The 20,274-nt window shown below is 69.2% G+C and carries 21 protein-coding genes and 1 other RNA gene; 13 read left to right on the top strand and 9 right to left on the bottom strand.

The features are described from left to right. Positions 1-36: 36 nt before the first annotated feature. The gene (locus ACW5DW_RS06665) at positions 37-2,256 is read right to left on the bottom strand and encodes a CHASE domain-containing protein (RefSeq protein ID WP_457017974.1); all 2,220 of its coding nucleotides are present in this window, start codon (positions 2,254-2,256) and stop codon (positions 37-39) included. Between the two features lie 109 nt (positions 2,257-2,365). On the opposite strand from ACW5DW_RS06665, the gene ssrA reads away from it, so the two are divergent. Continuing rightward, positions 2,366-2,718, top strand: a transfer-messenger RNA (tmRNA) gene (gene ssrA, locus ACW5DW_RS06660). Positions 2,719-2,896: 178 nt separating this feature from the next. On the opposite strand, the gene ACW5DW_RS06655 is transcribed toward ssrA, so the two are convergent. The 8 genes from ACW5DW_RS06655 to ACW5DW_RS06620 form a co-directional block, all read right to left on the bottom strand. Beyond that, a complete protein-coding gene (locus ACW5DW_RS06655; RefSeq protein ID WP_457018425.1) occupies positions 2,897-3,523 on the bottom strand; it encodes an OmpA family protein in 627 nt (208 codons plus the stop codon). Positions 3,524-3,760: 237 nt separating this feature from the next. Further along, complete coding sequence (locus ACW5DW_RS06650) at positions 3,761-5,191, bottom strand: cryptochrome/photolyase family protein (RefSeq protein WP_457017973.1); 1,431 nt, start codon at positions 5,189-5,191, stop codon at positions 3,761-3,763. 34 nt (positions 5,192-5,225) lie between these two features. Beyond that, positions 5,226-6,365, bottom strand: coding sequence for an alanine racemase (gene alr / locus ACW5DW_RS06645; RefSeq protein WP_457017972.1), 1,140 nt, complete (start codon positions 6,363-6,365; stop codon positions 5,226-5,228). A gap of 78 nt (positions 6,366-6,443) precedes the next feature. Continuing rightward, the gene (locus ACW5DW_RS06640) at positions 6,444-7,844 is read right to left on the bottom strand and encodes a replicative DNA helicase (RefSeq protein WP_457017970.1); all 1,401 of its coding nucleotides are present in this window, start codon (positions 7,842-7,844) and stop codon (positions 6,444-6,446) included. A 329-nt stretch (positions 7,845-8,173) separates the two neighbouring features. Then, entirely contained in the window at positions 8,174-8,626 is a 453-nt protein-coding gene (gene rplI / locus ACW5DW_RS06635; RefSeq protein WP_457017969.1) for a 50S ribosomal protein L9, read from the bottom strand. A gap of 184 nt (positions 8,627-8,810) precedes the next feature. Then, positions 8,811-9,041 (bottom strand): 30S ribosomal protein S18, encoded by a 231-nt coding sequence (gene rpsR / locus ACW5DW_RS06630; RefSeq protein ID WP_146385085.1) that lies wholly within the window; start codon positions 9,039-9,041, stop codon positions 8,811-8,813. A gap of 11 nt (positions 9,042-9,052) precedes the next feature. After that, on the bottom strand, positions 9,053-9,517 hold the full coding sequence (gene rpsF / locus ACW5DW_RS06625; protein WP_457017968.1) for a 30S ribosomal protein S6: 465 nt from the start codon (positions 9,515-9,517) through the stop codon (positions 9,053-9,055). A 195-nt stretch (positions 9,518-9,712) separates the two neighbouring features. Next, positions 9,713-10,054: a HesB/IscA family protein gene (locus ACW5DW_RS06620; protein WP_457017967.1), complete on the bottom strand. Its 342-nt coding sequence runs from the start codon at positions 10,052-10,054 to the stop codon at positions 9,713-9,715. Positions 10,055-10,156: 102 nt separating this feature from the next. Here ACW5DW_RS06620 and asnS point away from each other — a divergent pair, with 102 nt between their 5' ends. The 12 genes from asnS (at position 10,157) to kynU (ending at position 20,242) form a co-directional block, all read left to right on the top strand. Continuing rightward, positions 10,157-11,557: an asparagine--tRNA ligase gene (gene asnS / locus ACW5DW_RS06615; RefSeq protein WP_457017966.1), complete on the top strand. Its 1,401-nt coding sequence runs from the start codon at positions 10,157-10,159 to the stop codon at positions 11,555-11,557. 11 nt (positions 11,558-11,568) lie between these two features. Continuing rightward, on the top strand, positions 11,569-11,874 hold the full coding sequence (locus tag ACW5DW_RS06610; protein WP_457017965.1) for a hypothetical protein: 306 nt from the start codon (positions 11,569-11,571) through the stop codon (positions 11,872-11,874). Continuing rightward, complete coding sequence (locus tag ACW5DW_RS06605) at positions 11,871-12,188, top strand: hypothetical protein (protein ID WP_457017964.1); 318 nt, start codon at positions 11,871-11,873, stop codon at positions 12,186-12,188. Before ACW5DW_RS06610 ends, ACW5DW_RS06605 begins: the two co-directional genes overlap by 4 nt. Positions 12,189-12,314: 126 nt before the next feature. After that, a complete protein-coding gene (locus ACW5DW_RS06600) occupies positions 12,315-12,935 on the top strand; it encodes an FMN-binding negative transcriptional regulator (protein WP_457017963.1) in 621 nt (206 codons plus the stop codon). 13 nt (positions 12,936-12,948) lie between these two features. Continuing rightward, positions 12,949-13,734: an SDR family oxidoreductase gene (locus tag ACW5DW_RS06595; protein WP_457017962.1), complete on the top strand. Its 786-nt coding sequence runs from the start codon at positions 12,949-12,951 to the stop codon at positions 13,732-13,734. 41 nt (positions 13,735-13,775) lie between these two features. Next, complete coding sequence (nei, locus tag ACW5DW_RS06590; RefSeq protein ID WP_457017961.1) at positions 13,776-14,588, top strand: endonuclease VIII; 813 nt, start codon at positions 13,776-13,778, stop codon at positions 14,586-14,588. 45 nt (positions 14,589-14,633) lie between these two features. Continuing rightward, positions 14,634-16,061, top strand: a complete 1,428-nt coding sequence (locus tag ACW5DW_RS06585; RefSeq protein WP_457017960.1) for an aldehyde dehydrogenase — start codon at positions 14,634-14,636, stop codon at positions 16,059-16,061. A 28-nt stretch (positions 16,062-16,089) separates the two neighbouring features. Further along, on the top strand, positions 16,090-16,752 hold the full coding sequence (gene can / locus ACW5DW_RS06580) for a carbonate dehydratase (protein WP_457017959.1): 663 nt from the start codon (positions 16,090-16,092) through the stop codon (positions 16,750-16,752). Further along, positions 16,752-17,204 (top strand): RidA family protein, encoded by a 453-nt coding sequence (locus ACW5DW_RS06575; protein WP_457017958.1) that lies wholly within the window; start codon positions 16,752-16,754, stop codon positions 17,202-17,204. Before can ends, ACW5DW_RS06575 begins: the two co-directional genes overlap by 1 nt. Further along, the gene (locus ACW5DW_RS06570; protein WP_457017957.1) at positions 17,201-17,749 is read left to right on the top strand and encodes a 3-hydroxyanthranilate 3,4-dioxygenase; all 549 of its coding nucleotides are present in this window, start codon (positions 17,201-17,203) and stop codon (positions 17,747-17,749) included. Before ACW5DW_RS06575 ends, ACW5DW_RS06570 begins: the two co-directional genes overlap by 4 nt. Positions 17,750-17,839: 90 nt before the next feature. Beyond that, complete coding sequence (locus ACW5DW_RS06565; RefSeq protein ID WP_457017956.1) at positions 17,840-18,865, top strand: amidohydrolase family protein; 1,026 nt, start codon at positions 17,840-17,842, stop codon at positions 18,863-18,865. Between the two features lie 105 nt (positions 18,866-18,970). Continuing rightward, entirely contained in the window at positions 18,971-20,242 is a 1,272-nt protein-coding gene (kynU, locus tag ACW5DW_RS06560) for a kynureninase (protein WP_457017955.1), read from the top strand. The last annotated feature ends 32 nt before the right edge of the window (positions 20,243-20,274 follow it).

The following is a 20,274-nucleotide window of genomic DNA, read 5'->3' as shown; positions in this document are numbered from 1 at the left end:
CAGGCCACGCGACTGAGATCGCGTGCCTGCCAGTCCTCAGTCCGCAGCTTCCTCGCGTTCCGCCGCCTGGGCCGGCAGCACGAACCGGAACGTGGCGCCCTCACCCGCACGACCCTCGGCGCGGATGCTGCCGCCGTGCCGCTCGACGATGCGCTTGACCGTGGCCAGCCCGATGCCGTGGCCTTCGTACTCGTCGGCGCCGTGCAGGCGCTGGAATGGGCGGAACAACTTGGACGCATAGGCCGGCTCGAACCCCGCCCCGTTGTCGCGCACCAGGAAGGCGACCATGCTGGCCACCGGCTCCGCTTCCGTATCGCGGCCAAACTCGATGCGCCCCGGCGAGCGACCGCCGGTGAACTTCCAGGCGTTGCCCAGCAGGTTCTGCAGCAGGTTGCGCAACAGGGCCGGATCACCGCCCGCGGTCAGGCCTGGCTCGATCACCACCTCCACCTCCCGCGACGGCTCCCCCTGCCGCAACTCGGTCACCACCTCGGCCGCGACGCGGCTCAGGTCGAGCTCGGCATGACGCAGCGGGTCGCGGGTGATCCGCGACATCTTCAGCAGCGCATCGATCAGCGCATCCATGCGGTTGGCCGCGTTGCGCACCCGCACGAGGTGGTCGAGGCCGTCCGGCCCCAGCACGGCGGAAAAGCGCTCGCCGAGCAGGCGGCTGAAACCTTCGACCGTGCGCAGGGGCGCGCGCAGGTCGTGCGAGACGCTGTAGGCGAACGACTCCAGCTCCCGGTTGGCCAGGGTCAGCTCGTGCGTGCGCTGCTCGACGCGCGCTTCCAACGTGCGGTTGAGCAGCCGCACCGCGCGCTCGGCGCGCAGCCGGTCGGTGGCATCGTCGACCTGCGCCAGCGCCGCCACGTCGCTGCCGACATCGCCCGGCACCTGCGACAGCACCACCTGCACCAGGCGGATGTCGCCATCGCTGCGGCGCAGCTGCAGGGTCGCCGGCGTGAGCGCGCTTCCGGCCAGCGCCGCATCGACTTCCGTCTCGAGGAACTGTGCGGAAAACCGCGTCCCCGCCAAGCTGCCCGGGGAAGCGCCCAGGATCCTGGCCAGCGCCGGGTTGGCCTCGACGATGCGGCCCTCGCCATCGAGCAGCGCGATGCCGCTGCCCGAATACAGCATGGCGTTGCGGAAGCGCTGCTCGCTGCGCCGGTACGACTCGCTCATCACCTCGGCCAGGCGCTCGGCGCGCGACTGGGTATGTGCAAGCGCCAGCACCACGGCGAACAACAGCAACGACAGCACCAGCCCGCCCGCCAGCAGCGTCTGGCCGTCCGACAGGCCGTGGCCGGCGCCGGCGGCAGGCGGACGCGACTGGAAATCGATGCGCCAGCGCCGCCCATAGACCTCGAAGGCATCGCTGTGGTGCAAGGGCCCGGTTCGAGCCTGCTCGTCGTATCCGGCATCCTGGTGAAGCACGCGCGCGCCGCCGACATCCTCGCCCAGGTCGACGATGCGGAAGACCTGGCCGCCGCGGTACGGCTCCAGCACGCTGTCGATGAACGACCGTGCATTGAACGGCGCGTAGACCCAGCCCGAGATGGCGGTGCGCCGCGCCAGGGTGTTGGCCGGCTGGATGCCGTTGGCGTACACCGGCGCGAACATCAGCAAGCCGTCGCGACGCTCGTCGCCGTCCTGGACCAGCGGCAGCGGCGCGCTCAGCCGGACCTCGCCGGTGTCGCGGGCGGCGGCCATCACGTGATGCCGATTGGCCTCGGAAAACATGTCGAAGCCGACCGCAGCACGGTTGGGCACGGTCTGCGGTTCGAGCAGCAGGATCGGGCCATAGATCTCGCGCGCACCGTGAGGGCGAATTTGGAACAGCCCCCTGCCCTCGTCGCGCATCGCCAGCTGCAGTGCTTCCAGGTCGCTGCGGCGCAGATAGGGCACGTAGCCCAGGCCCATCATGCCCTTGAACTGGTGCGCGATATCGAGCCCGCCGACGTAGTCTCGCCACTGCCGCTCGGTGGGTCGCGCCACCGACCAGTACAGCGACACGCCGCCGCGCAGCGCCAGCTCGTAGTGCAGCAGGCGCTGGCGGAGCTGCATCGCGATCTCATTGCTGTCGGCCACGAAGCGGGTCTGCAGTGCCGCCTGCTCGCGCGCGCCGGCCTCGCGTGCGTAGTGCCAGACGAGCACCAGCGAACCGATCAGGGTGAGCACCGCAAGCACGTAGCCGCGCCGCAGCCGCGGGCGGCTGCGACCGGTCGACCCGGCGGAACCCGGCATGGCCTGCGACATGGGCACAGCATACCGGCAAGCCTGAACGCCCGGCGGCGGCGGCGCTCCCGCGCCTTGCACGGCCCCGCGCCGCGCCTATACTGGTCGGGTCAGCGTGATCGACGCTCCCGGGGGTGCACTGGCTTCGACGGGGGTCGCGAAATCACTTGGTGCATGCCGAGGGGGCAGCTTTCCTCGTTAATCCAGCGGCAAACTCTAGTTGCCAACGACGACAACTACGCTCTCGCCGCTTAAGGCGTAAGCCCCGAACCCACTTGTTCCCGTACTCGTGGATGTAGGGTCATTATTACGGGAATCCAGCCGAGGTGGCCGCCTGTCTGCCCCGGTTGAACTCACAGGCTGGTCCCGGGATGCGCTTCGCACACCGTGCTGTTCCGGGATGAGATCCAACGGTGGGCTAAGCATGTAGTACTGGGGATGGAGTGCCTTCGGACGCGGGTTCAATTCCCGCCACCTCCACCATATAAACCTGAGAAATCAGGGATTCAGACCGCCAAGGATGGCGGTCTTTTTCGTTGTACGGATGCCAGGACGGTCACCTCTCCGCGATCCGCCAGCCGATTGGGGCGATCTACCGGTCCCGGACAGCAAAACGGGGCCGCACCAGGCGGCCCCGTTCCGGTCTACGTTGGTCGCGTGATCAGCCCTGCAGCGGCACGATCCGGATCTCGACGCGGCGGTTGAGGCCACGGCCCTGCTCGGTGCTGTTGTCGGCCACCGGGAAGCGGTAGCCGAAGCCGGCAACCTCGAAGCGCTCGCGCTGCAGGCCCTGGCCGATCAGGTAGGTGGCCACGTTCTGGGCGCGCTGCTCGGAGATGCGCTGGTTCACCGCCTCGCCACCGATGTTGTCGGTATGGCCGCTGACCTCGACGATGGTCTGGTTGTACTCGCGCAGCGTGCTCGCCACGTTGTTGAGCGCCGGATAGAACTGCTGCTTGAGCTCGGTGCGGTTGAAGTCGAAGGTCACGCCATCGGGCAGGTTGAGCTTGATGGTGTCGCCCTCGCGGTCGACCTGGATGCCGGTGCCGGCGGTCTGGCGACGCAGCTCGGCTTCCTGGCGGTCCTGGTAGGCGCCAACGGCGCCACCGGCCAGGCCACCTACGCCGACGCCGACCATCGCGCGCTGGCGACGCTCGGTGGCGTCGCCACCGCTGAGCAGGCCGGCGACCGCCCCGATGCCGGCGCCGATCAATGCATTGTTTCGGGTGCGGTTGGGGTCGTCAGGGGCACTGGTCTGGCCGGTATAGGTAGCGCAGCCGACAAGCATCGAACTGGCAAGAACGGCTGAGACGGCGAACGCGGTCTTGTGACGCATGGGGGCGGTCTCCTGCGGGGTGTCCCGCGTAGATGAATGGGGCGCCAGCAAACCACGGCAACTGCCAACGGCGGGTGACGGGGATGCGCGACCTGGAGCCCCAGGGGGCAGCTCCGTTCAGGAAGCGGCCCGAACCGCATCAGGGGAATGCGACGGAGCCCTCGCCTGCATGCGGCTGGTTTCGCAACATCAGCTGGACACGGTGCCACGCATTGCCCGGTAAGCAGCCAGCGCCTGCTCGCGCCCGGCCGCAAGATCGACCACCGGGCGGGCGGGATAGTCCGGCGCCAGCCGCCTGGCCGCGGCCGGATCCAGCCAGGGTGCGTGCCGCAGCGGCAGCGGCAGCGCCGCGAGTTCGGGCAGCCAGCGGGCCACGTAACGACCGTCAGGGTCGAACCTGGTCGCCTGCGTGACCGGATTGAATACGCGGAAATACGGCGCCGCGTCCGCCCCTGTGCCGGCCACCCATTGCCATCCCATGCTGTTGTTGGCCAGGTCGGCATCGACCAGGGTCTGGTGGAACCAGCGCGCGCCCTCGCGCCAGTGCTGGCGCATGTGCTTGCACAACCAGCTGCCCACGATCATGCGCAGGCGGTTATGCATCCAGCCGGTGTGCCAGAGCTCGCGCATGCCGGCATCCACGATCGGCACGCCGGTGCGGCCGTTGCGCCAGGCATCCAGCAGGCACCGGTCCGGCCGGGCCCATGCGAAGGCATCGAAGCTGCTGTTGAAGTTGCGCTCGGGGCTTTCCGGGAAGTGGTGCAGCAGGTGGTGCGCGAATTCGCGCCAGCCCAGCTGGCGGACGAAGGCATCGATGTCGGCGCCGGTGGCAGCGGTCCGCTGCGCCTCCAGTGCGGCCACCACCCGCCACGGCGCGATCTCGCCGAAATGCAGGTGCGGCGACAGGCGCGACGTGCCCACCCGGTCCGGGCGCTCGCGCTGCTGGCCATAGCCGCGCAGCGCGCCGTCGGCGAACACTTCCAGCGCTTCGCGCGCACCCGCCTCGCCTGGCGTCCAGTGTTCCCAGAACTGCGCATCCCAGCCGCGCGGCGGCGCCAGCTTCAGGACCTCGAGCCGGATTCCGTCCGGATCACCGTCCAGGTCCGGCAGCGATTGCGGGGCCGACCAGGGCGCAGGCGCCCGCCAGGCGGCCAGCGCAGTGCGCCAGAAGGGCGTGAACACGCGGTACGGCCCGCCCTGCTTCGTGGCCAGCGTCCAGGGCTCCAACAGCAGCGAACCGTTGAAGCTCTCCGCGTGCAGGCCCTGCCCGCGCAGTGCGCGCTTGATGGCTGCGTCGCGGCGCTCGATCGCCGGCTCGTAGCGGCGTGTCCAGTACACCGCCTCGGCGTCGCAGGCCGCGGCGATCGTGCCCAGCAGCTCCAGGCTCGGGCCGCTGAAGATGCGCAGGCGCGAGCCGCGCGCGCGCAGGCTCGCATCGAGCGCGGCCAGCGAGCGCTGGCGCCAGGCGTCCGAGGCCGCGCCCGGCCGCCACGCGCCCTCCTCGTCCGGCGCATGGATATAGACGCACACCGGCACTTGGTCGGCATCGAGCGCGGCGCGCAGCGCCGGCTGGTCGTCCAGCCGCAGGTCATTGCGGAACCACACCAGCGCATTGGCCATCGATGTGTCTCCTGTATTGCGGCCCGGCCGCGCCTCAGCCCGCGTCGCCGGCGCCGCCGCGATACTCGCGCGGAATGCGATCGTTGAGCTGGACCAGGATCTCGTAGGGGATCGTAGCGGCGCTGCGTGCGACTTCCTCGACCGTGATCGCCGCCCCGCCCTGCGCCCCGACCAGCACCACCGGATCCTCGTTGAAGGCGCTGTGGCCGCCGATGTCGACCATGAACTGGTCCATGCACACGCGCCCCGCCACGGGATGGCGCCGGCCACCGATCAGCACCTGCCCGCAGGAGGACAGCGCACGCGGCCAGCCGTCGCCGTAGCCGATCGGCACCGTCACCACGCGCGTGTCGTGCGCAGCGGTCCAGGTCGCACCGTATCCGATCGGACTGCCGGCGCGGACCACCTTGAAATACACCACCTGCGAGACCAGCGACAGCGCGGGGCGCACCGGCACCGACCGCGTCGAGGCAGGATCGGGCAGCACGCCGTAGAGCAGGATCCCCGGCCGCACCATGTCCAGCCAGGTGTCGGGGAAATGCAGCACGCCGCCGGAGTTGGCCAGGTGCCGGATCGGCATCGGCACGCCGAGGCGGTCGAAATGGGCACAGGCCTCCAGCAGCCGCTCGAGCTGCAGCGCGGTCATCGCCGATGCCGGATCATCGGCGCAGGCCAGGTGCGAGTACACACCGGCCACCTCGCACCAGCGCGAACGCACCGCGGCCTCGATGAAAGGCCCGGCCGACCAGCTGTGCACGCCGATGCGTTCCATGCCCGTGTCGATCTTCAAGTGCACGCGCGCCCTGCGGCCGAATGCCTCGGCGGCCGCTTCGACCTGTCGCAGCTTGGACAGTGAAGACACGGTGAGCTGCAGGTCGTGGGCGAGGAACTGCGCGACCTGAGGGCCAAAGATGCCGCCCATCACCAGGATCGGCACATCGATCCCGGCCTCGCGCAAGGCGATGCCCTCCTCCAGAAAGGCGACGCCGAAGCTGCCGGCCCCCTGCGCCTGCAGGTGGCGCGCCACCGCCACCAGTCCGTGGCCATAGGCGTTGGCCTTGACGATCGGCATCACCGGTACGCGCACGTGGCCGGCGATCGCACGCAGGTTGCCCGCGATGGCGTCGAGATCGACCAGGATGCGGCTTGGCCGCTGGATGCAAGCTGCGCTCAAACGGATCGATCCCGGGCTGGCGTACCGGCGGCGGCCGACGATTTGCGATTCTAGTGCGCGCCGCCCGGGAGCGGGGCGCTACTCGAAGCTGCCGACCGAATCGTGCGCGAGGTTGTCGAAGCGCGTGTATTCGCCGAAGAACTTCAGCTTGAACGAGCCGGTCGGGCCGCTGCGCTGCTTGCCGATGATGATCTCGGCCAGGCCCTTGTCGGGCGAGTTTTCCTTGTTGTAGTACTCGTCGCGATAGATGAACACGATGATGTCGGCGTCCTGCTCGATGGCGCCCGATTCGCGCAGGTCGGCCATCACCGGGCGCTTGTCGGTGCGCGTCTCCAGCGAGCGGTTGAGCTGGGAGAGCGCCATCACCGGCACGTTGAGCTCCTTGGCCAGGCCCTTGAGCGAGCGCGAGATCTCGGAGATCTCGGTGGCGCGGTTCTCGCTGTTGCCCGGCACCGCCATCAGCTGCAGGTAGTCGATCACGATCAAGCCCAGGTCGTGCTCGCGCTTGAGCCGGCGCGCCTTGGCGCGGAGCACGTCCGGCGACAGGCTGGGCGTGTCGTCGATGAAGATCTTGGTTTCCTTGATCATCCGGATCGCGCTGGTCACGCGGCTCCAGTCCTCGTCCTCAAGCTGGCCGGTGCGCAGGCGCGTGGCGTTGATGCGGCCGTTGGACGAGATCAGCCGCAGCGCGAGCTGGCTGGCCGACATTTCCATCGAGAACACCGCCACCGCCTTCTTGGTCTTGATCGCGGCGTATTCGGCGATGTTGAGCGCAAAGGTGGTCTTGCCCATGGCCGGGCGCGCGGCGAGGATGATCAGGTCGGTCGGCTGCAGGCCGGCGGTCATCTGGTCGAATTCGGTATAGCCGGTCGGCAGGCCGGTGAGACCGCCGCCGTTGGCATGCCGCGTCTGCAGCACGTCGAAGGCCTCGGCCATGGCCCTGTTGATCGGCACGAAGTCCTGGCGCCCGCGCGAGCCCGCCTCGGCAATCGCGAACACCTGCTGCTCGGCCTTGGCCAGGATCTCGGCGCTGTCGCGGCCTTCGGGCTGGAAGCCGTCGTTGACGATGTCCGTGCCGATCTCGATCAGCTGGCGCAGCACCGCCTTGTCGCGCACGATCTCGGCGTAGGCCTTGATGTTGGCCGCCGACGGCGTGGTACTGGCCAGCTCGACGAGATACGCGCCACCGGCGACCTGTTCGGACAGGCCATTGGATTCGAACCACTCGCCCAGGGTCACCGCGTCGAAGGGCTTGTCCTTCTCGGCCAGCTCGCGGATGGCGCGGTAGATCAGCTGGTGGTCGCGACGATAGAAATCCTTGTCGTTGAGCAGGTCGGCGATGCGGTCGTAGGCGTCCGGCGCCAGCATCAGGCCGCCGAGCACGGCCTGTTCGGCGTCGACCGACTGCGGCGGTACGCGCAGTTGCTCGACGCGGGGTTCGGGGCGTTGGTCCTGGCGGAAGCCGGGTCTTGCGGACATCAGGGGAGTCACTCCAGGCGACGGACCGGGGATGCAGTCGTGGTGGATGGATCCCGGACCGTCATCGTAGCGGGCGCGGCTGTGGGTACGCGATGGAACAAGCTGTGGATAAGCCGGTTATGCGCCGGGGACGTCTCGGCGCCTGCGATCGGGGCGGTCCTGGTGCACCGCTGGTCCGGTTGCCGTTGTGGCTGCACCCGCCGGTCGGCGCAGGCGGGACCTGCAGCCGGATCAAGTGGATCCGGCCCGGCCCGCCACCTGGACCCTGCCCCGAAAACAGGACAGGCGCCTTGCGGCGCCTGTCCATATCCAGCCCGGGGATGCGGCGATCAGGCCGCTTCGGGCTCGATGATCACCTTGACGGTGGTCTCGGCATCGGCGTGCAGGTGGATCACCACGTCGAACTCGCCGGTGTTGCGCAGCGGGCCTTCGCCCAGCACCACTTCCGACTTGCCCACTTCGGTCACGGCCTTGGTCAGCGCCTCGGCGATGTCGCGCGGACCCACCGAGCCGTACAGCTTGCCCTCGGCCGAGGCGTTGGCGTAGATGGTCACGCTGGCGCCTTCGAGCTTGGCCAGGCGGACCTGGGCCTCGTCGGCGATGCCCTTGGCCTTGGCTTCGTAGTCGGCGCGCTTGGTCTCGAAATCGGCGAGGTTGGCGGCCGTTGCCGGCACGGCCTTGCCCTGCGGAACCAGGTAGTTGCGGCCGTAGCCCGGCTTGACGTCGACCTTGTCACCGAGGTCGCCGAGGTTGATCACGCGCTGCAGGAGGATCAGTTGCATTTCATTGCTCCGTATTCGTTAGCGGCTGGAGATTGCCGCAACGCTTGCTGTCCGAATCGGACGGATCGGTCTCGAACCGGGGGGACGAAGCGATCCGCCACGGCCGGCCGGAACACCCTCCCCGCCCTGCCCTCTCCCCCGAGGGGGAGGAAAGCAGACGCCTCCCGTGCGGGAGGCCGGGTTCTTACACGTTGTGGTTGTCGGTGTACGGGATCAGCGCGAGGAAGCGCGCACGCTTGACCGCAAGCGCCAACTGGCGCTGGTAGCGCGACTTGGTGCCGGTGATGCGGCTCGGCACGATCTTGCCGTTCTCGGTGAGGTTCTGGCGCAGGGTGTTGAGATCCTTGTAGTCGATCTCCTTGACACCCTCGGCGGTGAACTTGCAGAACTTGCGGCGGCGGAAGAACTTGGACATGGGTGTGCTCCTCAGGCGGCTTCGGTCGGTTCGGTCGGTTCGGTCGGCTCGGCCGTTTCGGCCTTGCTGCCTTCGCCGTCGGTGGACGGGGTCTCGTCGTCATCGCGGCGGCGACGATCCGAACGCTCGGGGCGGTCGGGACGTTCCGGCTTCTCGTCCTTGTTCTTCATGATCAGCGACTGCTCGGTGTCGGCTTCGTCGCGGCGCATCACCAGGTGGCGCAGGATGGCGTCGTTGAAGCGGAAGCCCTCGACGAGCTCGGTCAGCACTTCCTGGCCGACTTCGATGTTGAGCAGCACGTAGTGGGCCTTGACCAGGTTGTTGACCGAATAGGCCAGCTGGCGGCGGCCCCAGTCTTCCAGGCGGTGGATCTTGCCTTCGCCGTTCTCGATCAGCGTCTTGTAACGCTCGATCATCGCCGGCACCTGCTCACTCTGGTCCGGATGGACCAGGAACACGATTTCGTAATGACGCATGGGTTGTCCTTTCGGGTGTCGGGCGCCCCAGGGGCGGCCCGGAAAGCTCCCCGGCGACCGGATCCGGACGCGGTGGAGCAAGGGCTCCCCGCAGCGCAGGCCGCAGGGAGCCGGGCATTATGGAGGATCAATGGCTTGCGGGCAAGGCGGACGGCTGGATCGTGCCAGGCGGCGCCCGGCACCCCGGTCCGCGACTCAGGCGGCGCGATCGGCGTCGGTGGTGAAGCTTTCCCCGCAGCCGCATTCGGCCGCCGCACTGGGATTGGCGAACACGAACTCGTGGTTCAGGCCCTTGCGCACGAAGTCGATGGTGGTGCCATCGACCATCGGCTGGCTGGTGGCGTCGACGTAGATGCGCACGCCATCCTGCTCGCTGACGCTGTCGCCCTCGAGCGCGTCGAGCGCCAGCTCCACCTCGTAGCCCCAGCCCGAGCAGCCGGTCTTCTTCACTCCGAAGCGCAGCCCGAGTGCATCGGGATCGGCGGCGAGGAACTGGCGGACGCGGTCGAGCGCGGCGGAGGTGAGCTGGATGGCCATGACGTGATTCTAGCGCGGGGTGGCTGAAGAAGGCCTTTCGACGGCCGGTGCCGCGCTAAACTGTGCGTTCCGATATCGGCCCCTCTCCCCAGGATCGAAGGCATGACGGTTTCCAGCGTCGAACACGCGCTTGCGGGCAGGATTCCCGCGGGCGGCGAAGTCACGGTCCGCGGCTGGGTGCGCACCCGGCGCGATTCCAAGGCCGGGCTGAGCTTCGTCAACGTCAGCGACGGCTCCTGCTTCGCGCCGATCCAGGTGGTTGCGCCGGCCGCGCTGGCCAACTACGAATCCGAGGTCAAACGGCTGACCGCCGGCTGCGCGGTGATCGCCACCGGCACCCTGGTGCCGTCGCAGGGCCAGGGCCAGAGCTTCGAGATCCAGGCCGAATCGATCGAGGTCGTGGGCTGGGTCGAGGATCCGGAAACCTATCCGATCCAGCCCAAGGCGCACTCGCTGGAGTTCCTGCGCGAGGTCGCGCACCTGCGCCCGCGCACCAACCTGTTTGGCGCGGTCTCCCGCATCCGCCACTGCCTGGCGCAGGCCGCGCACCGCTATTTCCACCAGAACGGCTATTACTGGATCAACACGCCGATCGTCACCACCTCCGACGCCGAAGGCGCGGGACAGATGTTCCGGGTCTCCACGCTGGACATGGCCAACCTGCCGCGCGACGAGCGCGGCGCGGTGGATTTCTCGCGCGATTTCTTCGGCAAGGAAGTGTTCCTGTCGGTGTCCGGCCAGCTCAACGTCGAGGCCTTCGCGCTGGCCTTGAGCAAGGTCTACACCTTCGGGCCGACCTTCCGCGCCGAGAACTCCAACACCACCCGCCACCTGGCCGAGTTCTGGATGATCGAGCCGGAGATCGCCTTCGCCGACCTGGCCGAGGACGCGCGCGTGGCCGAGGAGTTCCTGAAGTACCTGTTCCGCGCGGTGCTCGACGAGCGCGGCGACGACATGGCCTTCATCGCCGAGCGCGTGCAGAAGGATGCGATCACGCGGCTGGAGTCGTTCATCAACGCGCCGTTCGAGCGCATCGAGTACAGCGATGCGGTGGCGCTGCTGCAGAAGTCCGGCCACAAGTTCGATTTCCCGGTGGAATGGGGCCTGGACCTGCAGACCGAGCACGAGCGCTGGCTGACCGAGCAGCACGTTGGCCGGCCGGTGGTGGTGACCAACTATCCCGAGCACATCAAGGCCTTCTACATGCGCCTGAACGACGACGGCAAGACCGTCGCGGCGATGGACGTGCTGGCGCCGGGCATCGGTGAAATCATCGGCGGCAGCCAGCGCGAAGAGCGCCTGGACGTGCTCGACGCGCGCATGGACCAGTTCGGCCTGGACCGCGAGCATTACGCCTGGTACCGCGATTTCCGCCGCTACGGCAGCGTGCCGCACGCCGGCTTCGGCCTGGGCTTCGAGCGCCTGATCGTGTACGTGTGCGGGCTGTCCAACATCCGCGACGCCATTCCGTATCCGCGCGCGCCCGGCCACGCGGAATACTGAGCGGTCGACCGATGATCCTCTTCCTCGCCCTGTGCTTCGTCGGCATCGCCATCGGCGGGATCACCGCGTTCGTGATCTTCTGGCCGCTGTCCCTGGTCCACCTGCGCGACCGCCATCCGGAGGTGCGCGCCTCGCTGGGCGAAAGCGCGTTCCTCTCACCCTCGGCGCTGGCCTGGCTGCTGGCCGGACGCTATCGCTCGGTGCCCGACACACAGTTCACCGGGCTCGCGACGCCGGCGCGGGTGGCCGCATTCGTGATCATGGGCGCGGTGGCCATGTCAGGGCTGCTGTGGCTGTGGTCGGCGGTGCTTCGATGAGCGCGCCGCTGCAGCACGTGAGCGAGGGCTGGTGGCTCGCCACGCTCGGACGCACCCTGATCTGGGCGCGGCTGCGGGTGCGCGAGGCCGGCACCGCCGAGGTGTTCGACAGCGACGGCAACACCCTGGTCTACGACAGCGAGGACACGGCGCGAGCGATGCTGATGGATGCTGCCTTCGTCTCCTTTGAGGGCCTGGATGAGGAAGACGCGCTCGAACGCGGTTTTTCGCTGTCCGAACTGGCGCCGCCCGCCGGCGGGGACGAGGCTTCGCTGCGTGCGCGCATGGTGCAGCTGCTCGGCGCGCGGGCCTGAGGCCCGCACTGCCGGGCTCCCCTTTGCGCGGACGACGGTGGATGCAACAACCGGGAGTCGCCAGCGCGGCGATCGCTGCTCCCGCTGCGCCACCGCGTGCAACGCCCGATGCCCTAACATCGCGCCATGTACACGCCGCGCGCCTTTGCCGAGACCGACCTGGCGCAGCTCGATGCGCTGCTGGCGGCTGATTCCTTCGTCACCCTGGTTACCGTCGACGTCGATGGCGCGCCATTCGCCAGCCACCTGCCGGTGCTGTACCGCCGCGACGGCGAACGCGTGCTGGTTGAAGGGCACTGGGCCAGGCCGAACCCGCAGGCGCGCCACGGTGGCGCCGCGCTGCTGATCGTGCACGGTCCGCACGCCTACGTGTCGCCGGGCTGGTACCCGGACAAGGAGCCGGCCGCGCGCGTGCCGACCTGGAACTACGCGGTTGCGCATCTCTCGGGCGCGCTACAGGTGTTCGAGGACGAGGACGGGCTTGCCGACCTCGTCGCGCGCCTGAGCGAGCGCTTCGAATCCTCGATCGGGCAGTCCTGGCGTTTCGAACACGATCGCGAAGACCACCGGCGCCAGCTGCGCGGCATCGTCGGCTTCCGCTTCGAGCCCACGCGCATCGAGCTGAAGTTCAAGCTCAACCAGAACCATCCCGTCGAAAACCGGGTGGCGGTGGCCGACGCGCTCGCCAGCGCGGATGCGCCCGGGAGCCGCGCCGTGGCCGCGCTGATGCGTCACCATATCGACTGAAGGAGCAGCACCAATGGACCTGGACCTCTCCGGCCGCCACGCCCTGGTCTGCGGCGCATCCGAAGGCATCGGTCGTGCCGCGGCGCATGAGCTGGCGTTGCTGGGCGCCGACGTCACCGTACTGGCACGCCGTGCCCACGCGCTGCAGGCTGTGGTCGACGCCCTGCCCCGCAGCGCAGCCCAGCGACATCGCGTGCTGGTTGGCGACGTGACGCAGCGCGATGCGCTGCGTGCCGCGGTCGCCGGACTGGCGGATGCCGCGCCGGTGAACATCCTAGTCAACAATACCGGCGGCCCGCCGGGCGGAGCGGCGCTGGACGCCGCCGAGTCCGCGTTCGTGGACGCCTTCAGCCGCCACCTGCTGGCCAACCAGGCGCTGGTGCAGACGCTGGTGCCCGGGATGCGCGCGACAGGCTGGGGTCGCATCGTCAACGTGGTGTCGACCTCGGTCTACGAGCCCATCGCCGGGCTTGGGGTGTCGAACACGGTCCGCGGCGCGGTCGCGGGCTGGGCCAAGACGCTGTCGCGCGAACTGGCGCCGCACGGCATCACCGTCAACAACGTGCTGCCCGGCTATACCGACACCGCGCGCATCGACCAGATCGTGCGCGACCGCAGTGAAGCGAGCGGCAAGTCGCGCGAGGACGTGCTGGCAGCCATGCTTGCCAGCGTGCCGGTCGGCCGCATGGCCCGGCCGGAGGAAACCGGCGGCGTGATCGCCTTCCTGTGCTCGCCGGCCGCGGCCTATGTCACCGGGGTCAGCCTGGCGGTGGACGGCGGGCGGATGCAGTCGATCTGAGTCGGAGTGGCGCTGGCCCTCGAATCACCACTCACGCCCCCATGCCCGAAGGTCCCGAAATCCGCCGTGCCGCAGACCGCCTCGCAGAAGCCGTGGTCGGCAGGGCGCTGGTGTCGGCCTGGTTCGCGTTCCCGGCGCTCAAGCGCCACGCGCAGTCCCTGGCCGGGCGACGCATCCTCGCCATCGAGCCGCACGGCAAGGCGCTGCTGACGCGCTTCGACCATGGCTGGACGCTCTACAGCCACAACCAGCTCTACGGCGTGTGGAAGGTCTGCGATGCAGGCCTGCGGCCGGACACGACACGCTCGCTGCGCGTTGCACTGGAGACGTCCGACAAGGCGATCCTGCTCTACTCCGCCTCCGACATCTCCATGTGGCGCGATGCCGAGCTGGCGCGGCACCCGTTCCTGTCGAAGCTCGGCCCCGACGTGCTCGATCCAGGCCTGGATGCGGACACCGTGGCGACGCGCCTGCAGGATCCCCGCTTTGCCCGACGGCGGCTGGAGGGGCTGCTGCTCGACCAGGATTTCCTGGCCGGGATGGGCAACTACCTGCGCGCCGAAGTGCTGTTCGAAGCCGGCATCGCGCCCGGGCGGAGACCCGCGGATCTGTCGACGGACGAGCGCAGCCGGCTTGCGGCTGCCCTGCTGGAGGTCCCGCGCCGCAGCTACCGCACCCGCGGCATCGCGCCGGCACGCGGCATGCGCGAGGACTACCTGACCGATACGGCGGACGGGTTCCGCTTCCACGTCTTCGACCGCGAGGGCGAGCCCTGTACGCGCTGTGGCGCGGCGATCGTGCGCAGCATGCTGGCGGGACGGCGGATGTATGCCTGTGCGGAGTGCCAGCGCTGAGGCGCGGCGGGCGCCGGATGTGAGGCCACGGAGTAAGCTGGCGCGATGAAACGCTGCCTGCACCTGATCGGCGGGGCGCTGCGCGAGCCGGCCTCCGGGCAATGGCTGGAGGTGGCCGATCCCGCGTCCGGCCGGCCGTTCGCCTCGGTTGCGGCCGGTGACACGCGCGACGTCGATGATGCCGTCGCTGCCGCGACCGCTGCTGCGCCGGGCTGGGCTGCCCTGCCCAACGACGTCCGCGCGCGCTGGCTGGAAAAGCTGGCCGACGCGCTGGAAGCGCGGGCCGAGCTGTTCGCCCAGGCCGAATCTCGCGACGCCGGCAAGCCGATCGGCCTGGCTCGCGGGATCGAGATCCCGCGCGCCGTCGCCAACCTGCGCTTTTTCGCGCATGCGGCCACCCAGTTCGCCAGCGAATCGCACCACGGCCAGGCCGGGCTCAACTACACCCTGCGCCTGCCGCTGGGCGTGGTCGGCACCATCTCCCCGTGGAACCTGCCGCTGTACCTGTTGACCTGGAAGATCGCGCCCGCGCTGGCCGCAGGCAACACGGTGGTGGCCAAGCCGTCCGAGCTCACGCCGGTCACCGCGACCATGCTGGGCGAGCTTGCGGCGGAGATTGGCCTGCCCGCCGGCGTGCTGAACATCGTCCATGGCCGCGGCCCCGAGGTCGGCGAAGCCATCGTCATGCACCGGGACGTGCGTGCAGTGTCGTTCACCGGCAGCACCGCAGTCGGCCGACGCATCGCCACGCTGGCCGCGCCACAGCTCAAGAAGCTCTCGCTGGAGCTGGGCGGCAAGAACGCCACCCTGGTCTTCGCCGACAGCGACTGGCAGCAGCACCTCGATACCCTGGTGCGCTCGGCTTTCCAGAACAGCGGACAGATCTGCCTGTGCGGCTCGCGCATCCTGGTCGAGCGCAGCATCGAGCGCCAGTTCACCGACGCCTTCGTTGAGCGCGTACGCACGCTGCGCATCGGTGATCCGGTCGACCCGGACACGCAGCTCGGCCCGCTGGTCTCGCAGGCGCATTTCGACAAGGTCACGGCCGCGATCGCGATGGCAAGGGAAGAAGGCGGCCGCGTGCTCTGCGGCGGCCACGCGCTCGACCGTCCGGGCTGGTTCATCGAGCCGACCGTGATGGACCGCCTGGGGCCGGACACCGCCAGCAACCGGGAGGAGATCTTCGGCCCGCTCGTCACCCTGCAGTCCTTCGACGACGAGGACGAGGCGCTGCGCCTGGCCAATGCGGTGGAGTACGGCCTGTCCGCCTCGCTGTGGACCCGCGACCTCGACCGCGCCCACCGCCTCGCCGCGGCCCTGCGCGTGGGCGTGGTCTGGATCAACAGCTGGATGCAGCGCGACCTGCGCACGCCCTTCGGCGGCAGCGGCCAATCCGGGCTGGGCCGCGAAGGCGGGCTCGAAGCCATGCGCTTTTTCACCGAACCGCGGAACATCGGCATCGCTTTGCGATAATGGGCCACACACCGCCACCGGACCCGCGATGAGCCGACTCGACGAACTGCTGACCAAGAACGAAGCCTGGGCCTCGCGCATCGAAGCGGAGGACCCCAGCTTCTTCGAGCGCCTGTCCAAGATCCAGACGCCCAAGTTCCTGTGGATCGGCTGCTCGGATTCACGCGTGCCGGCCAACCAGATCGTCGACATGGCCCCGGGCGAGGTGTTCGTCCATCGCAACATCGCCAACGTGGTGGTGCACACCGACCTCAACTGCCTGTCGGTGATCCAGTTCGCGGTCGACGTGCTCGAGGTCGAGCACATCCTGGTGGTGGGTCACTACGGCTGCGGCGGCGTGCTGGCCGCGCTCGACGGGATGCGCGTGGGACTGGCCGACAACTGGATCCGGCACGTCAAGGATGTGGCCAACCGGCACGACGAACTGCTTGCGGCGATCAGCGACCACGGCCTGCGCCTCGACCGCCTGTGCGAGCTGAACGTGCTGGAGCAGGTGGCGAACGTCTGCGAGACCACGATCGTGCGCGACGCCTGGGCGCGCGGGCAGAAGGTCCACGTGTATGGCTGGGTCTACACCCTGCGCGACGGCCGCGTGCACGACCTGGGGCTCGACGTGGACAGCGAGCAGGCGCTGCCCGAGCAGTACGCGCCGGCGCTGGCGCGGATCCGCGTCGACCGGGTGGATCGCTGATGGGCGGCGCCGGCATCCGCGCGGACGCGGCGCCGGCGCCGGTCGGCCGCTATCCGCATGCGCGCCGCGTCGGCGGGCTGCTGTTCCTGTCCGGCATCGGCCCGCGTGATCCCGCCACCGACTCGGTGCCGGGCAACGTGTACGACGCCGATGGCCGGCTGGTCGCCCACGACATCGTCGCGCAGGCAGGCGCGGTGTTCGCCAACGTGCGCACGGTGCTGCAAGCCAGCGGCGCGCGCTGGGAAGACCTGGTCGACGTGACCGTCTACCTCACCGACATGGCCGGCGATTTCGCGGCCTGCAACGCCGTCTGGGCCGAGCATTTCCCCGACCCGGCCAGCGCGCCCTGCCGCACCACGCTGGGCATCGACGCCCTGCCCACGCCGATCGCGATCGAGCTCAAGTGCATCGCGGCGGTGGCTGACGCCGCCTCGCCAAGGAGCACGCCATGATCCCCGCCCCCATCAACTTCCAGAAGTGGGTCGACGACAACCGCCACCTGCTCAAGCCACCGGTCGGCAACAAGTGCATCTACGACGGCGAGTTCATCGTGATGGTGGTCGGTGGCCCGAACGCGCGCACCGATTACCACTGGGAGGAAGGTCCAGAATGGTTCCATCAGCTCGAGGGCGAGATGGTGCTGCGCATCCAGGAGGACGGCCGCGTGCGCGATATCCCGATCCGCGCCGGCGAGACCTTCCTGCTGCCGCCACGCGTGCCGCATTCGCCGCAGCGCGCCGAAGGCTCGGTCGGCCTGGTGATCGAGCGCAGGCGTCTGCCGCACGAAGACGATGGTCTGATCTGGTTCTGCCAGCAGTGCAATGAAAAGGTTTACGAGGAGTTCTTCCACCTCGCCGACATCGAACAGGATTTCTTCCGCGTGTTCGAGACCTTCTACCGCAGCGATGAGCTGCGCACCTGCAGCGCCTGCGGCCACCTCAACCCGCGCCCCACCCGCTACGAGATGCAGGCCGACTCGCAGGCCGACATCACCTGAGGCCCACGCGCCCGCTTCGACTTCGGGCAGCCGCGCGGCCGTGCCGCAGTGCGGCGCGCCCATCGCGGCGGCTGTGCCTACAATCGGGCGATGCTCAGGATCGACATCCACGCCCACTGCCTGCCGCGCGACTGGCCCGACCTGGCGCGCAGGTATGGCGAAGCGCGCTTCCCGGTGATCCACCACACCGAGGACGGGCGCCACCGCATCTACAAGGACGGCCGCTTCTTCCGCGAGATCTGGTCGCGCACCTGGGACCCGCAGGAGCGCATCGACGACTTCGCGCGCTTCGGCGTGCAGGTGCAGGTGATCAGCACCGTGCCGGTGATGTTCAGCCACTGGGCGCGGCCGCAGCACGCGCTGGAGCTGCACCAGGCGCTCAACGACCACATGGCCGCGACTTGCCGCGACCATCCGCGCCACTACGCGGGCCTGGGCACCGTGCCGCTGCAGTCGCCGCGGCTGGCGGTGCAGGAGCTGGAGCGCTGCATGGACCAGCTGGGCCTGCAGGGCGTGCAGATCGGCTCGCACGTCACCGGTCCGGACGGCACGCACTGGAACCTGGATGCGCCGGAGCTGTTCCCGTTCTTCGAAGCGGCCGCGGACCTTGGTGCAGCGATCCTCGTGCATCCCTGGGACATGATGGGCACCGAGACCATGCCCAAATACTGGCTGCCCTGGCTGGTCGGCATGCCGGCCGAGCAATCGCGCGCAGCCTGCTGCCTGGTGTTCGGCGGCGTGCTGGAGCGGCTGCCGAAGCTGAAGATCTGCATGGCCCACGGCGGCGGCAGCTTCCCCTACACCATCGGCCGCATCGAGCACGGCTTCAACATGCGGCCCGACCTGGTCGCCACCGACAACCCGCACAATCCGCGCGACTACCTGCAGCGGCTGTACTTCGATTCCTGGGTGGCCGATCCGCGCGCGCTGCGCTACCTGCTCGACACCTGCGGGGTGGAGCGGGTGATGCTCGGCACCGACTACCCTTTCCCGCTGGGCGAGCAGGAGCCCGGCGCAGGCATCGAACAGCTCGGCCTTGGCGAGCCCGACCGCGCCCGCATCTACCACGGCACCGCCCTGGAATGGCTTGGCCTGCCCGCCTCCCGCTTCCTGTAGGAGCGGCTTCAGCCGCGACCGCGGTCGTAGTCATACCGGGGCCGCCCACGGTCGGGATGGACCATCCAAACCCATCGCGGCTGAAGCCGCTCCTACAATGACGGCATGAACGACCTGTACTCGGACGCGCACGCCCGCGCCCTCGACGCGGCCGATGTCCTGCCCAGCCTGCGCGGCGAATTCCTGCTGCTGCGCCATGGCGACGGCCAGCAGGCCTACTTCTGCGGCAACTCGCTGGGCCTGCAGCCGCGCGCCGCGCGCGCGCACGTCCAGGAGGTGCTCGACAAGTGGGCGACCGAAGCGGTCGAAGGGCACTTCACCGGGCAGACGCAGTGGATGACCTACCACGCCCTGGTGCGCGACCAGCTGGCCGCGGTGGTGGGCGCGCTGCCGACCGAAGTGGTGGCGATGAACTCGCTCACGGCCAACCTGCACCTGATGATGGCCAGCTTCTACCGGCCCGCCGGCGAGCGCACTGTCATCCTGGTCGAGGCCGGCAGCTTCCCGTCCGACCGCTATGCGGTGGAATCGCAGCTGCAGTTCCATGGTCTGTCGCCCGCGCAGTCGCTGGTCGAGGTCGAGGCCGACGAGTCCGATGGCACGGTCTCGATGGATGCGATCGAGCGCGCGATCGTGCAGCACGGCCCGCGCCTGGCGCTGGTGCTGTGGCCTGGCGTGCAGTACCGCACCGGGCAGGCATTCGACATCGGCGCGATCGCGCGTCTCGCGCATGCAGCGGGTGCCATCGCCGGTTTCGACCTCGCCCACGCCGCCGGCAACCTGCCGCTGGCCCTGCACGACGGCGGCGCGGACTTCGCCGTCTGGTGCCACTACAAGTACATGAACGCCGGTCCCGGCGCGGTGGCAGGCTGCTTCGTGCACGAGCGCCATGCGCGCACGGATCGCCCTCGCTTTGCCGGCTGGTGGGGGCATGAGCAGGCCACGCGCTTCCGCATGGGCCCGGAGTTCGTGCCCACCCCCGGCGCCGACGGCTGGCAGCTGAGCAATCCGCCGATCCTGGCCCTGGCGCCGTTGCGCGCGTCGCTGGAGCAGTTTGCGCGGACCGGCATGCACGCACTGCGCGCGAAGTCCGAACGCCTCACCGGCTACCTCGAAGCCCTGATCGACGCACGCCTGCGCGACACCCTGCAGGTGATCACCCCGCGCGACCCCGCTCGTCGCGGCTGCCAGCTCTCGCTGCGCGTCGTCGGCGGCCGCGACCGCGGCCGCGCCCTGTTCGACCATCTCGGTCAGCAGGGCATCGTCGGCGACTGGCGCGAACCCGACGTCATCCGCATCTCACCCACCCCGCTCTACAACACCCACGCGGACCTGCTGCGGTTTGCCAGCGCAGTGGAGGCCTGGCGGGCGGCATGACGACATCGCGCATTCCCGCGCCCGCGCGGGAA

The organism is Luteimonas sp. A482 (genome assembly GCF_054072655.1).
Note: the sequence above shows the minus strand (reverse complement) of the source record. Positions and strands in the feature narration are given on the sequence as shown.

What these genes read in the sequence shown, in the direction of transcription:
- ACW5DW_RS06570 (WP_457017957.1), top strand. Translation starts at nt 17,201, where the DNA reads ATGATCCCCGCCCCCATCAACTTCCAGAAGTGGGTCGACGACAACCGC.
- rpsR (WP_146385085.1), bottom strand. Translation starts at nt 9,041, where the DNA reads ATGTCCAAGTTCTTCCGCCGCCGCAAGTTCTGCAAGTTCACCGCCGAG.
- rplI (WP_457017969.1), bottom strand. Translation starts at nt 8,626, where the DNA reads ATGCAACTGATCCTCCTGCAGCGCGTGATCAACCTCGGCGACCTCGGT.
- ACW5DW_RS06665 (WP_457017974.1), bottom strand. Translation starts at nt 2,256, where the DNA reads ATGTCGCAGGCCATGCCGGGTTCCGCCGGGTCGACCGGTCGCAGCCGC.
- ACW5DW_RS06640 (WP_457017970.1), bottom strand. Translation starts at nt 7,844, where the DNA reads ATGTCCGCAAGACCCGGCTTCCGCCAGGACCAACGCCCCGAACCCCGC.
- nei (WP_457017961.1), top strand. Translation starts at nt 13,776, where the DNA reads ATGCCCGAAGGTCCCGAAATCCGCCGTGCCGCAGACCGCCTCGCAGAA.
- can (WP_457017959.1), top strand. Translation starts at nt 16,090, where the DNA reads ATGAGCCGACTCGACGAACTGCTGACCAAGAACGAAGCCTGGGCCTCG.
- rpsF (WP_457017968.1), bottom strand. Translation starts at nt 9,517, where the DNA reads ATGCGTCATTACGAAATCGTGTTCCTGGTCCATCCGGACCAGAGTGAG.
- ACW5DW_RS06595 (WP_457017962.1), top strand. Translation starts at nt 12,949, where the DNA reads ATGGACCTGGACCTCTCCGGCCGCCACGCCCTGGTCTGCGGCGCATCC.
- ACW5DW_RS06620 (WP_457017967.1), bottom strand. Translation starts at nt 10,054, where the DNA reads ATGGCCATCCAGCTCACCTCCGCCGCGCTCGACCGCGTCCGCCAGTTC.
- ACW5DW_RS06565 (WP_457017956.1), top strand. Translation starts at nt 17,840, where the DNA reads ATGCTCAGGATCGACATCCACGCCCACTGCCTGCCGCGCGACTGGCCC.
- ACW5DW_RS06575 (WP_457017958.1), top strand. Translation starts at nt 16,752, where the DNA reads ATGGGCGGCGCCGGCATCCGCGCGGACGCGGCGCCGGCGCCGGTCGGC.
- ACW5DW_RS06655 (WP_457018425.1), bottom strand. Translation starts at nt 3,523, where the DNA reads ATGCTTGTCGGCTGCGCTACCTATACCGGCCAGACCAGTGCCCCTGAC.
- ACW5DW_RS06610 (WP_457017965.1), top strand. Translation starts at nt 11,569, where the DNA reads ATGATCCTCTTCCTCGCCCTGTGCTTCGTCGGCATCGCCATCGGCGGG.
- kynU (WP_457017955.1), top strand. Translation starts at nt 18,971, where the DNA reads ATGAACGACCTGTACTCGGACGCGCACGCCCGCGCCCTCGACGCGGCC.
- ACW5DW_RS06605 (WP_457017964.1), top strand. Translation starts at nt 11,871, where the DNA reads ATGAGCGCGCCGCTGCAGCACGTGAGCGAGGGCTGGTGGCTCGCCACG.
- asnS (WP_457017966.1), top strand. Translation starts at nt 10,157, where the DNA reads ATGACGGTTTCCAGCGTCGAACACGCGCTTGCGGGCAGGATTCCCGCG.
- ACW5DW_RS06650 (WP_457017973.1), bottom strand. Translation starts at nt 5,191, where the DNA reads ATGGCCAATGCGCTGGTGTGGTTCCGCAATGACCTGCGGCTGGACGAC.
- ACW5DW_RS06585 (WP_457017960.1), top strand. Translation starts at nt 14,634, where the DNA reads ATGAAACGCTGCCTGCACCTGATCGGCGGGGCGCTGCGCGAGCCGGCC.
- ACW5DW_RS06600 (WP_457017963.1), top strand. Translation starts at nt 12,315, where the DNA reads ATGTACACGCCGCGCGCCTTTGCCGAGACCGACCTGGCGCAGCTCGAT.